Annotated in this window: 12 protein-coding genes; 5 read left to right on the forward strand and 7 right to left on the reverse strand. The window is 36.8% G+C overall.

Annotated elements, in window-relative coordinates; genetic code table 11:
• Positions 1–348 precede the first annotated feature (348 nt).
• The 3 genes from HC728_RS08790 (at position 349) to gspS2 (ending at position 3,018) form a co-directional block, all read left to right on the forward strand.
• Positions 349–1,548 carry a DUF1611 domain-containing protein gene (locus tag HC728_RS08790; protein ID WP_065640811.1) on the forward strand — a complete coding sequence of 400 codons (1,200 nt, stop codon included), beginning with the start codon at positions 349–351 and terminating at the stop codon, positions 1,546–1,548.
• Positions 1,545–2,636 carry an alanine/ornithine racemase family PLP-dependent enzyme gene (locus HC728_RS08795; RefSeq protein WP_081301956.1) on the forward strand — a complete coding sequence of 364 codons (1,092 nt, stop codon included), beginning with the start codon at positions 1,545–1,547 and terminating at the stop codon, positions 2,634–2,636. The genes HC728_RS08790 and HC728_RS08795 overlap by 4 nt, the downstream gene beginning before the upstream one ends.
• Positions 2,637–2,880: 244 nt before the next feature.
• Positions 2,881–3,018, forward strand: coding sequence for a type II secretion system pilot lipoprotein GspS-beta (gene gspS2 / locus HC728_RS20400; protein ID WP_370539787.1), 138 nt, complete (start codon positions 2,881–2,883; stop codon positions 3,016–3,018).
• A gap of 305 nt (positions 3,019–3,323) precedes the next feature.
• Here gspS2 and pstB read toward each other — a convergent pair whose 3' ends face one another.
• The 6 genes from pstB to moeA form a co-directional block, all read right to left on the reverse strand.
• Entirely contained in the window at positions 3,324–4,073 is a 750-nt protein-coding gene (pstB, locus tag HC728_RS08805; protein WP_005419893.1) for a phosphate ABC transporter ATP-binding protein PstB, read from the reverse strand.
• Positions 4,074–4,137: 64 nt separating this feature from the next.
• Positions 4,138–4,995 (reverse strand): phosphate ABC transporter permease PstA, encoded by an 858-nt coding sequence (gene pstA, locus HC728_RS08810; RefSeq protein ID WP_005419891.1) that lies wholly within the window; start codon positions 4,993–4,995, stop codon positions 4,138–4,140.
• Between the two features lie 4 nt (positions 4,996–4,999).
• The gene (pstC, locus tag HC728_RS08815) at positions 5,000–5,926 is read right to left on the reverse strand and encodes a phosphate ABC transporter permease subunit PstC (RefSeq protein ID WP_011262177.1); all 927 of its coding nucleotides are present in this window, start codon (positions 5,924–5,926) and stop codon (positions 5,000–5,002) included.
• Positions 5,927–6,001: 75 nt separating this feature from the next.
• Positions 6,002–6,823 carry a phosphate ABC transporter substrate-binding protein gene (locus tag HC728_RS08820; protein ID WP_017019751.1) on the reverse strand — a complete coding sequence of 274 codons (822 nt, stop codon included), beginning with the start codon at positions 6,821–6,823 and terminating at the stop codon, positions 6,002–6,004.
• Positions 6,824–7,080: 257 nt separating this feature from the next.
• Entirely contained in the window at positions 7,081–7,830 is a 750-nt protein-coding gene (gene moeB, locus HC728_RS08825) for a molybdopterin-synthase adenylyltransferase MoeB (RefSeq protein WP_065598085.1), read from the reverse strand.
• Between the two features lie 10 nt (positions 7,831–7,840).
• Positions 7,841–9,085, reverse strand: coding sequence for a molybdopterin molybdotransferase MoeA (gene moeA, locus HC728_RS08830; protein WP_065598084.1), 1,245 nt, complete (start codon positions 9,083–9,085; stop codon positions 7,841–7,843).
• Between the two features lie 154 nt (positions 9,086–9,239).
• On the opposite strand from moeA, the gene folE reads away from it, so the two are divergent.
• Positions 9,240–9,893, forward strand: coding sequence for a GTP cyclohydrolase I FolE (gene folE / locus HC728_RS08835; RefSeq protein ID WP_190395322.1), 654 nt, complete (start codon positions 9,240–9,242; stop codon positions 9,891–9,893).
• A 91-nt stretch (positions 9,894–9,984) separates the two neighbouring features.
• Here the strand turns inward: folE and cls are convergent, their stop codons facing one another.
• The gene (gene cls, locus HC728_RS08840) at positions 9,985–11,439 is read right to left on the reverse strand and encodes a cardiolipin synthase (protein ID WP_005419878.1); all 1,455 of its coding nucleotides are present in this window, start codon (positions 11,437–11,439) and stop codon (positions 9,985–9,987) included.
• 306 nt (positions 11,440–11,745) lie between these two features.
• Between cls and HC728_RS08845 the strand changes: the two genes are divergently transcribed.
• Positions 11,746–13,170, forward strand: a complete 1,425-nt coding sequence (locus HC728_RS08845) for a sodium-dependent transporter (RefSeq protein WP_065598088.1) — start codon at positions 11,746–11,748, stop codon at positions 13,168–13,170.
• Positions 13,171–13,195: the final 25 nt, after the last annotated feature.

Here is a 13,195-nt window from a genome sequence, read left to right on the forward strand (position 1 = left end):
TTATCCGTAATTTCAATGTAGTTATAGTTATTATTCACAATCGATATGATAAGTCCATAAGTATAACCAATTAGTTACATATATTAACAAATTAGCAAACATTTCTTAGGTGTCTAAGTTTCTGTTATTACTGAGGGTAATAACCAGTTTATTTTGATTTATGGTGATGGTATGTAACTGAATTGTAGCTATTGTTGGATTAAATATTTTTTAATTGTAGCTATTTAAGTAGCATATGCTATTGTGTGCTTTCCTCCCTACAGCTTAGTAGGGACCTCTTGTTCTTTCCGATATGACATTCGGCATCTGCTAGTTGCCCTTCTAAGCCTTAAATTATTAGGCATCATTATGTTAAAACTAAACCAATGCTCCATAAATTCCATACACCATACAGTAATAAAATCTACTGATGAGATTGACTCCACATCTAAGCCATTCGATTTATTATTTACTCAAGTTAACCCAATAACGCCTACCGCTATTATTTATTGTGAAGGTCAATTTGGAAATATTGATGGGAAAACAGCCAATGGTCTTATAAGACATTCTCATAACTATAGAATCCTTTCTGTTATTGATAGTACAAAAGCAGGCTTAGATTCAGGTGAGGTTCTTGGAGATGAAAAAAATGGTATTCCTATAGTTTCAGATATTAAAGAAGCTATTGTGCTTGCAAAAGATCTTCCTGATTACTTCATTTTTGGTATTGCGCCTTCTAATGGAATATTAACTGATTTAGAAAAAGAAATTATGCTTTATGCAATGTCACTACATATGAGTATTGTGAGTGGAGTACATGAATTTTTAAGCGAAGATACTAAATTTATAACTGCTAGTAAAAATTATAATGTGCATGTTATTGATGTTCGAAAACCTAAAGATAAAAAAGAGCTACAATCATTTAGTGGTAAAATTCATAATGTACTTTGTCCACGTATTGCTGTTATGGGAACGGATTGCGCGATAGGAAAGCGAACAACTGCAACTATTTTAACAAAAACATTACAAGAGAAAGGGCTTAAAGTTATTATGATTGCGACAGGGCAGACTGGTATCATTCAAGGGGCTCCTTATAGTGTAGCTTTAGATGCTGTACCTTCTCAATTCTGTGCGGGTGAATTAGAAGCTGTTATTGTTGAAGCGTATGAAAAAGAAAATCCAGATCTTATTATTATTGAGGGGCAAGGTGCATTAAGTCATCCGGCATTTTCTACTAGTGCTTTCATATTACGAGGAAGTTGTCCGGTCGGTGTGATTTTACAGCATGCACCTAAACGACTTCATCGTAGTGATTTCCCTGAAATGCTTATGCCATCTGTTATTTCTGAAATTGAATTAATTGAATTATTTTCTAATACGTCTGTTATCGGATTAACTTTGAATCATGAAGGGATGTCTCAGAAAGAAATTACTGCTGTTATTGAAGAGTATTCAGAACAATTGAATATTCCTGTTACTGATGCTTTAAATCAACCTACGGATGATTTTTTAAAAATGATGTTAATTATTTTTCCAAATTTGGAAAAAAACATGATAATAAAAACATGAGTTACCCTCGGTTAGATATTAATTGCACTAAAATTTATCTTAATACACGAACATTAATTAATAAGTTATATAAAAAAGGGATATCAATAGCACCAGTAACAAAAGTATGTTTGGGTAATCCGATAATTACTAATGTGTTAGTACATGCAGGCGTGAATATGATAGCCGATTCTCGTATTGAAAATATGGATAGAATACAATCATCTGGAATCAAAATACCAACTATTTTGATTAGAAGTCCAATGATTAGTCAAGTTAAAAGTGTAATTAAGTATTGTGATATTAGTCTTAATACTGAAGTTTCAGTAATAAAAAAACTCTCATTAGAAGCTAGTAAGTTAAATGTCAATCATGGAGTGATTGTTATGGTAGAACTTGGCGATCTTAGAGAAGGGGTTATGCCTCATCAATTATTTGATTTTTTTTATAAAATAATAAAATTACCAAACATCCTTATTAAAGGAATAGGGATGAACCTTGCCTGTCGTTATGGTGTTATTCCTAATAAATTAAAAATATCTCAGTTATCAAATCTTGCAGATAGTTTAGAAAAAAAGTTTAATATTAAATTAGATATCATATCTGGTGGTAATTCTGCATCTCTTTATTGGGCTCTTAATAATAAAAATAAAACAAGAATTAATCATCTTCGACTCGGAGAGTCAATATTCTTGGGATGTGATTCTCTATATCAAAAACCAATTAAGGGGCTATTTACCGATGCTATAACCTTGACAGCAGAGGTCATTGAATCAAAGATAAAACCATCTCTACCTTGGGGGGATAGGGGATATAATGCTTTTGGAGAAAAAGATGATATTTTCGATAGAGGTTTAGTACTACAAGCGATTATTGCTTTAGGTCGTCAAGATGTAATTGTAACAGGAATTAAGGCTCCTGAAGGTATAAATATAATGTCTTCAACAAGTGATCATTTAGTTGTTGAAACAAATAAATATCCATTATTTGTAGGGCAAAAGGTAAAATTTGAATTAGATTATAGTGGATTGTTATCTTCAATGTCTTCATCATTTGTACATAAGAATTTTCAAAATATAAAAGGATTTGAATTACCTAAGAAGCAGTAATATAGATGGTATTATATAAATTGTTTTTCACTGTGATTTTATTTTTATTAATTAGTTCTTGTAGTGCAACAGTTAATAATAGAACGTCTTATTCACTTGCTAATTATAGATCCGATATATTACATCAATACTTACCTTATGATATGGGAGATATGGTGTTACTGTCAGTAATGAGTATTAAAAAAGATGTTAATATATATGTAATTAAAAATAGCAATTTAATGACTAAAGATTTTTATATTTTATTACTTTACGTTTTTGTAATAATGTTGAAATAAGAGAATTATTGAATCGAGGGGTGTCTTATAGAATTGTTATTTTAAATTTTAAGAAAATTAAAGAGACAGAATATATTATATCAATAAATTTATGCTCTAAATAGTATAACGGTAAATAATGAATGATAATGATTTTTTTACAAAAATAAATGACGCGATATTGTTGGATTATAATAATTTTAACTTATGGGAAAGAGCATTTATTTCAAATATTTTACATAAGGTTATATATAAACAACCAGTTTCTAAAAAACAAAAAATATTGGTTTTAAATATAATAGATAAAAGATGTTGATAATTAGTTGTAGTAGTTAAGTTTTTTCTTATTAAAAATATTAGATTGCAACAAAAAAGCCCCTAACTAGAGGGGCAAGAGTTTCCATCGCTTTGTTATTATTCTTTGTGTTAATTAACCAAAATCACCGTTAACATAGCCTTGTGTACGGTCATCTTTTGGATTAGAGAAAATGATTTGTGTGTCATCGTGCTCAACAAGTTCACCCATTAAGAAGAAGGCTGTTTTATCTGAGATACGACGAGCTTGCTGCATTGAGTGGGTTACGATAACAATGGTGTAATCTTTCTTCAGTGTTTCCATTAACTCTTCCACTTTATGCGTTGCAATTGGGTCAAGAGCTGAGGTTGGTTCGTCCATTAGGATGACATCTGGTTCCATTGCAATGGTACGAGCAATACAAAGACGTTGTTGTTGACCACCAGACAGACCAAAAGCGTGAGATTTAAGACGATCTTTCACTTCATCCCATAGTGCAGCACCACGTAATGATTTCTCAACGACTGCATCTAGCACTTTCTTATCTTTTACGCCTTGAGCTTTTAAGCCATAAGCAACGTTCTCGTAAATGCTCATTGGGAATGGGTTTGCTTTTTGGAATACCATACCTACTTTGATACGAAGATCTGCTACATCAATGTTTCCGTAAATATCGTTACCATCAAGATTAACAAGACCTGTGATTTTTACGCCTTCAATCAAATCATTCATTCGGTTTAAACAACGCAACAATGTTGATTTACCACAGCCAGAAGGGCCAATTAGTGCCGTTACTTGTTTTGCTGGAATTGGCAAGTTGATGTTTTTAAGCGCTTGGTTTTGTCCGTAAAAAAGGTCTAGGTTTTCAATATTAAATTTGTTCATTGTATTTTCCTTATCAGCCGCAACTTATTGTCGTGCGACTGATTTAATTTGATAACGTTATATTTTAGTAAGATGCTTTATTAATTTTTCGAGCCAATAGCTTGGTTAGCATATTAATGACAAGGACAAGAACGATAAGTACGGTTGCCGTTCCGTAAGCTTGGTTCCACTCGTCGATAGTAAATAATTCAGTGGTTAACTTATAAAGGTGAACGGTTAGTGTACGTCCTGAATCCAGTAATGAATCGGGAATACGTGCAACCATACCAGCGGTCAAAAACACGGGAGCAGACTCACCAATAACACGACCAATACTTAAAATAACGGAAGTCAAAATGCCTGGCATTGCACTTGGTAAAATTAAGCGCCAAATTGTATAAATTTTTGATGCACCAAGTCCGTATGAACCTTCACGAAATGTTTGAGGTACAGCCATTAACGCTTCTTCTGTTGTACGAATGATAACGGGTAGTATTAAAATACTCAGTGTTAAAGCACCAGATAAGATAGAGAAGCCAAGACCTAAAATACCGACAAAGAAAGTCATACCAAACAGACCAAAGATAATCGATGGAATGCCAGCTAACGATTCAGTACAGAAGCGAATAGCTTTAACTAATTTGCTTCCTACCTTTGCATATTCGGTTAGGTAAATAGCTGTCATGATACCAAGTGGTGCTGCGACAGCAATTGAAGCAAGTACCATGTATAACGTTGAAACTATCATAGGGAAGATACCGTGCTCTTCACCTGTTCTTGTGTAGTTATCTGTAATGAATGACCAACTTACGTGTTGCATGCCATTCGAAAGGATGTACCAGATAATCCAAAATAGGAAACCTACGGTAATTGCAGCTGATAACCAAATAAATCCTGAAGCAATTTGGTCTTTTATTTGACGCTGTTTTTTTAATTTATTCATGATCTTATTTCGCCGTTTCACGGTTTAAGTAAAGAAGAATGCCATTAAGAGACATGATAAATACAAGCAATACCACACCGGTTGCGTACAGAGCGTTGGCGTGAATGCCACTTGCGTATGACATTTCAATTGCGATGTTTGCGGTTAATGTTCGTGCTGAATCTAAAATTCCTTCAGGCATTGCTGGGGCGTTACCCATTACCATGATGATTGCCATGGTTTCACCCAGTGCACGAGCGATACCAAGAATAACGCCTGTCATGATACCTGAACGAGCGGCAGGAAGAAGAATACGGAAAATAGTGAATATTTTAGAAGCCCCAAGTGCCAGTGAGCCTTCTCTGTATGTTGACGGTACAGCACGAATAGACGTTTCTGATACGGTGATTACAGTAGGAAGAATCATTACACCAAGAACGATAATACCAGCAAGAATGGTGTTACCTGCAGGGACTTGAAATATGTCTTGAATTAATGGAACAATAATAACTAGGCCAAAGAAGCCGTATACAACCGATGGTATACCAGCTAATAGTTCAACGGCAGGTCGAATAATATCAGCGACTTGTTTTGGTGCTATTTCTGCAATAAAAATAGCCGTTAAAATACCAACAGGAACACCAACTAATACTGCACCAAAAGTAGATACAATTGATGCAACGATCATGGTGAATACACCATATAATGCCGGTGGTAGCCAATCTTGGCCTAATACAATGCCGCTTACACCAGCTTGTTGAAATGCAGGAATACTTTCTTTAATGATGAAGTAAGCGATAGTCGCTAGTGAAACAATACCAATAACAGCACAACTTAAAAATAAACCGTGAAAAATACGTTCTCTCCAATCCACGCGCTTTTTTTCTCGTAGTGGATTGTTCGATGGTTTTACTTGATTTTCTGTGCTTTGATTATTCATTGCGATGGTCATAATAAATACTCACATGTCGAAAAATTCGAAATGGAAAAATGCCCAACCTTCGCAGGTCAGGCAATAGGGTAGAAATTAGTTAACTGAGATGTAGCCTTTCTTTTCAACAAGGTTTTGTGCTGTTTCAGCTGTCATCCAATCAAGGAATTTTTGAGCTTCAGCTGATGGTTTACCTTCTTTGTATAGAACAAGGAATGGACGAGATACTTTGTAAGTGCCGTTTTTGATGTCTGCAACACTTGGTTCTACGTTATCAATTGCTAGTGCGTGTACAGAGCTATCAACAGTACCTAAAGAGATGTAACCAATTGCGTATGGGTTACTTGCTACCATTGTTTTTAGTGCACCATTGCCGTTAGCAACTTGAGCTCGTTGTGAAATTGCTGATACTTTCATGCCTGATACTTTTTTCTTCAGGCTCATGATGTCTTCAAATGCGCCACGAGTACCAGAAGCCGTATCACGAGTAATTACAACAACAGGCTTGTCTGCGCCACCCACTTCTTTCCAGTTTTTAACTTCACCTTTATAGATAGCCGTCACTTGCTCTGATGTTAGACCCTTAAGTTTGTTATTTGGGTTTACAACAACAGCGATACCGTCGTGAGCAACAATAAGCTCTTTAAGTGCAGGATCTTTCTCATCTGATTTTAAGTTGCGAGAAGACATACCTAAATCAGCAGAACCATTTTTTGCTGCTTTAACACCAGCTGAAGAGCCAGGGCCTTGAACTTCGATAAATACATTTGAATGTTCTTTCATGTATGTTTCAGAAAAAACTTCCATAAGTGGAGTTACACTGCTTGAACCAACAGCAGAAATGGTTTCCTTTGCTAAAGTTGGTGCTGCTACTACTGAACTAATAATTGCTAGTGCGCCGATTACTGACTTTTTCATTTTCATTTCCTTTGTCTGGCATTCATGCCGTAATTAAGTTGACGAGGTCACTTTAGGAAAGTTATGTGACAGTTATATTTCACTTTTCTTAAATGTGTATTACATGGGGAAGAGATTTAGCTCTGATTCTTGCAGCTCTGAGAGAGGGGAATTATATTTGTATTTGTTTTTATTAGGGAATTTATGGTGTTTGAAAATAGAAAAGGCGGTAACTTTTAATAGGTTTACCGCCTTTAAATAAATAATTAAATGTATTTTTAGTGACCACAAACAGAGCAATTAGGAATTTTAGCCAGCTTCATTTCACGCCAATTCATCGATAGGGCATCTAAAATGAGAAGTTTGCTGATTAAAGGTTGACCATAGTTGGCTAATACTTTTATCGCTTCTAGTGCTTGAACGGAACCAATAATTCCCACAACAGGTGACATCACTCCAGCTTCAACACAAGTTAATGCTTGTTGACCAAATAAACTGCTCAAGCATTGGTAGCAAGGTTCATCATCTTGATAAGTATAAACACTTACTTGGCCTTCCATACGAATAGCTGCACCAGAAACCAATGGTGTCTTAGATTCGTGGCATAAGCGGTTTAATTGGTTACGTGTATCAACATTATCAGTACCATCAAGTACTAGATCATGAGATGCAATTAATGAGCGTAATTCGTCATCAGATAGACGTTTATCTACGGTGTTGATGTGGCAGTTGGGGTTAATTCGATTTAACGCCATTTTAGCAGATACCACTTTCTTTTCACCAATGGTCTCATCACAGTGCAATACTTGACGTTGCAGGTTTGAAAGTTCAACGCAGTCATCATCAACAAGTGTTAGAGTACCAACACCCGCCGCCGCTAAATATTGGCTGGATGCGCAACCAAGGCCACCGGCACCAATAATAAGTATAGAGCTTGCCTTTAATGCTTCTTGGCCATCAAAATCAAAATTACGTAAGATGATCTGACGGTTATAGCGAAGCATTTCATTATCAGTTAATTCACTCATGAATAAGCTCTTAGTATAGTGATGCGTTGAAAAGTTCGATGTTAACCGTTTCACCGGCTTCAACACGGCCACGCTCACGTTCTAATACGACGAAGCAATTGGCAATACTCATTGAACTGAAGGCGCCAGAACCTTGATTACCGGTCGTCGATACCTCAAATTGACCTTGTTCATTAATAGAATAAATGCCACGTTGGTAGTCAGTACGGCCAGGATGTTTTTTAAATGCAGACGTTGCTTTTGCTGGAATTGATTTTGGCGCTTCCCATTTTGTATGACCCGCAAGTTTTGCAAGCATTGGCTGTACAAGTACATACATGGTCAACATTGCTGATACTGGGTTTCCAGGTAAACCGCAGAAGTAAGAATTTGGTAATTGACCAAAAGCAAAAGGTTTACCCGGTTTAATGGCTAATTTCCAAAAGCCGATTTGACCTAATTCATCCAAAATATCTTTAGTGTAATCCGCCTCGCCAACACTTACACCGCCAGAAGTAATTACCACATCGGCTTCTTTATCTGCTTTTAAGAACACTTCTTTTAGTGTTTCTGGGCAGTCAGGGATAATACCAAGATCGATCGCTTCGCAACCAAAACGTTCAATTAATACTTTAATACCGTAGCGATTACTGTCGTAGATTTGACCATCTTCTAGTGGTTGACCAAGGGGCTTAAGTTCATCACCAGTAGAGAAGAAAGCGACTTTTGGCTTATCTACTACGGGAATATCATTAATACCTAATGATGCAATTAACGGAATATCACGTGGCGTTAAACGGTGACCTTTAGCTAGCACAGTTTGGCCTTGAGATACATCGTCGCCAATCGGACGGATGTTTGCTTGCGGTTTTACATCAGCAAGGTTTAATTCGAAGGTAATACCTGCATTTGTTTCAGTGGTTAACTCTTGCATAATGACAGCATCGCAACCCTCAGGGATTTTAGCGCCAGTCATAATACGAACAGTGCTTTGTGGTTGCCATTCACCTTCAAAAGGAATGCCTGCAAAAGATTTACCAGCAACAGGTAAAGTTAATGACTGCTCTAAATCAGCAATACGTACCGCATAGCCATCCATTGCCGAGTTAGCAAATGGAGGAACATTAATAGGAGAACGAATATCTTCAGCTAATACAAAGCCAATTGCATCAGCAAGAGCTAAAGAATGGGTATTTGATACCGGAGAAACTTGAGATAATAAGGTTTCTAAAGCGGTTTCTACTGGAATTAAACCTTGAGTTGCGCAGCAATCCATTAGGGTACTCTCTACATTAATCGTAATAATGATTGAACATTACCATATTTTGGCCTTTAACATCTAATAGACCTAGTAAAATCAGGGTGTATTTATTTGATAGAGGAGGTATCCTTAGCGAAGTTCAATTGATTATGGAATTTTGGAGTATACGATGTCATCACTTAGTGAATCAGCCATATTAGTGCGTGATGCCCTTGTTGCACGTGGTCTTGAGACGCCAATGAAAGAAAATGGTGTTAGTCGAGAAGAGAAAAAAGAGCGCATTGAAGAGCATATGCGTGAGATCCTAACCCTATTAAGTCTTGATCTTAGTGATGATAGTTTAGAAGAAACGCCACACCGTATTGCAAAAATGTATGTGGACGAGATTTTCTCTGGGTTAGATTATGCCAATTTCCCTAAAATTACAGTGATTGAAAATAAGATGAACTGTGATGAGATGGTGCGTGTTAATGATATTACGTTAACCAGTACTTGCGAACATCACTTAGTGACCATTGATGGTAAAGCGACGGTTGCTTATATTCCTCGTGGAAAGATCATCGGATTATCTAAAATTAACCGCATTGTTCGATTTTTCGCTCAGCGTCCACAAGTACAAGAACGCATGACTCAACAAATACTTGTGGCTTTACAAACCTTATTAGGTAGCGACGATGTAGCGATTACTATGGAAGCGACGCACTATTGCGTTAAATCTCGTGGCATAATGGATGCAACAAGTAGTACAACAACGACTGCACTTGGTGGGATCTTTAAGAGAAATCCAGCAACAAGACATGAGTTTTTAAGCGGAATTCGTTAAATACAGCCATCTTGTTAAATACCACAATAAAGTAAACATTAAAAAGCCAGTGATCTTTGTAAAGAAGTCACTGGTTTTTTCTTATGTGTTTTTAGAGTAATGGGCTGAACATGGAGAAGAATCGTTCGGTAAAGCGGTTTCCCCAACTTCTATGACGCCATGTATCAAAACAGACTTGAGTTGATTGCTCTAGGTAGCCATCTAAAACCCATGATAATTGTTTTGTAAACTCAGGATCATCGACGATCAAACTTACTTCAAAGTTGAGCCAGAAGCTGCGCATATCTAAGTTTACGGTTCCAATAATACAATGGCTTTCATCAATCACGACTGATTTTGTATGTAATAAACCACCATTAAATTCATGTATTTGAACTCCGGCTTTTAAGAGGGTTTCAAAAAAAGATTTTGATGCCCAATTCACCATTAATGAGTCATTCTTCTTAGGCAATATGAGTTTCACTTCAACGCCACGGTGTGCTGTGGTTCTTAAGGTGTGCAATAAAATCTCACTAGGTACAAAATACGGAGTGGTGATGGTAATGGATTTTCTTGCTTGGCAAATAGCAGTAATAAGCACTTGCTGAATAATGTCATCCGGCATACCTGGGCCAGAAGGAACCACTTGAGTTGTATGATTAAATGGGTCAATAGAGGCAGGGCATTCCGGTAAATGAGGTAGCTCGCGAATACCCGTTTCAACTTCCCAATCCCACGCATGAATAGTATTTAAAATAGCGACATTAGGTCCTGTAAGGCGAACCATTACGTCAATCCATTGGCCAACACCTGAGTTTTGTTTGAAATACTGTGGATCAACTAGGTTCATTGAGCCGGTATAAGCGATACGGTTATCAATCACAACAATTTTACGATGTAAGCGTAAATCTAAGCGTCGAAAGAACATACGAAATGGACTAACACTTAGTGCTTCTACAATGTTGACACCTGATTGTTTGAGTAATTTAGGCCAGTGGCTTTTAAAGAAATCCATACTACCTGCAGAGTCAAGCAATACATTGACTGTTACGCCTCGTTTTGCTGCTCCAATTAATGCACTGGCAACGCTGTCAGCCAACCCACCGTGATGCCAAATATAAAACTCCATATTTATTTCATGTTCGGCTTTTTCTATATCAGAAATAATCGCATTGAGAATTTCTGAAGGGGTATTTAATAGCGAGAGTGTATCGCCACTTAATGCTGGGATCCCGAGTCGATTAGAGCATAAATTGTGAATTGCTGAGATTCGATGGGAAATCGAGTGTGGTTGGTGATATTGGCAATGGTGAATTTGTGCGAACCATTGTTCATAAGGTGTAAACATAGCTCGTGCACGTTCACCACGAGTTCGACCTAAGTTAAGCTCACCAATTAAAAAATAAGCCATGACCCCAATAACAGGAAGAATGTAAATAATCATAAGCCAAGCTAATGATACGCCTACGGGTCTTGGTTTGAAAACAACACGAATTGTTACGCCGGCTACAAGAAGCCAATATAAAACGAAGCTAACAATCGTAAGTGCTTGATAAAATTTATCCATTAGCGCTCTATCAGTGAAAAAAGTAAGAGGATCTCTATTAAATCAGGAGTGATAAGAAAAGAGTAGATAGGAATGCAAAAATTTACAAAATAAAAATTATTGATGAAATTGTAAACACATAAGGCACAAAAAGGTGTCATATGTTAAAAAAATGCAACTGTGGGGTTCCAATTTTATTCTTAAACTGTTTTACTTGCAATTGATGGTACGCCATTCCAAATTTTTAGAATGTACAAAAATATGTACACAACTTTTTTGGCGTAAATTTATTAACACAGCATGGATAGTTTGGAGATAAACGTGGGTATGAGCGCTTCTACAAAGCCCCGCGACAATTGGGGTTCAAAATTAGGGTTTGTCATGGCAGCAGCAGGATCAGCTGTTGGTTTGGGTAATATTTGGAAATTTCCATATACAGCAGGAGATAATGGTGGTGGTGCATTTGTTGCTATCTATCTGTTCTTCGTTATTTTTATCGGTTTTAGTGTGATGTTGACTGAGTTTGCTATTGGTCGTCGAACACAAAAATCAGCCGTAGGTGCTTTTAAATCTACTGATCGCCGTTGGACCTTTGCTGGTGTTATCGGTGTAACAAGTGGTCTATTGATCATGGGTTTCTACCCTGTAGTTGGTGGATGGGCGATTGCTTACATCGCCAAAGTTGGCACGGGATTATTAAGCGCTCCAGAAGCGATTGGTGATAGTTTTGGTGGATTTATTTCTGATCCAATCCAACCGTTAATGTGGATGGCTTTTTATCTGTTTTTAAATATTGTCATTGTAATGAAAGGTATTTCTGGTGGGATCGAGAAAGCAGGTAAAATCTTAATGCCACTGCTTTTCATTATCCTGATTATTGTTTCTGTAAAAGGATTAATGCTTCCAGGTTCAATGGCGGGTCTTGAGTTTTTATTTAGTCCTGATTTTTCTAAAATTGATAGTAACGTTATTTTGGCTGCTTTAGGTCAAGCCTTCTTCTCATTATCTTTAGGTATGGGTTGTATGATGACGTACGGTTCTTATTTGAAGAAAAAAGAAAATCTAGTACAAACAACAGCAATGGTTACAGCAATGGATACCGGTGTCGCAATCCTTGCTGGTGTAGCAATGTTCCCAGCAATGTTTGCATTTGGTATGGCCCCAACAGCAGGCCCAGGTCTTGTATTTGTAGTTGTGCCTCAACTATTTGCTGAAATGGGGGGCATTATTGGTCTTCTTTTAGCTCTTATGTTCTTTATTGGTTTAAGTGTTGCAGCACTGACATCTTCTGTTTCTCTATTAGAAGTTGTTGTGGCGTACTTAATTGATGAAAAAGGACTGTCACGAGTTAAAGCGGTGATTGCAGCAAGTTCGGTAATGGCTATTTTATGTATTTTTGCTTCTCTATCTTTAGGTGGCGTAGGACCAACATTATTTGATACTGGTGCTTTTGATATCTTTGACTTGTTAACTGATAAGATCTTCTTAGCTGTTGGTGGTATGTTGGTATGTATCTTTGCGGGTTGGAGATTGAAACGAGAAGATCTGGAAGATGAGATAACAAACGGTGGTGAAGTTAAATTCCCATTGTTCGGTCTATGGTATGTTTTAGTTAAGTTTATCATCCCTGTAGCAATCGCAATTGTTGCATTTATGGGGATTTCATCAGGATTTGATAGTGGTAAAGGCGCTATTATGTTGCTTGGTGTAGGTATTATTGCAGGTGCTGCGTTAATATCGAAAAAATTCTAATTTGAGAAATTAGCATTGAAAATAA

The sequence above is a fragment of the Aliivibrio sp. S10_S31 genome, from assembly GCF_014694495.1.
In the GTDB taxonomy this organism is placed as follows: domain Bacteria; phylum Pseudomonadota; class Gammaproteobacteria; order Enterobacterales; family Vibrionaceae; genus Aliivibrio; species Aliivibrio fischeri.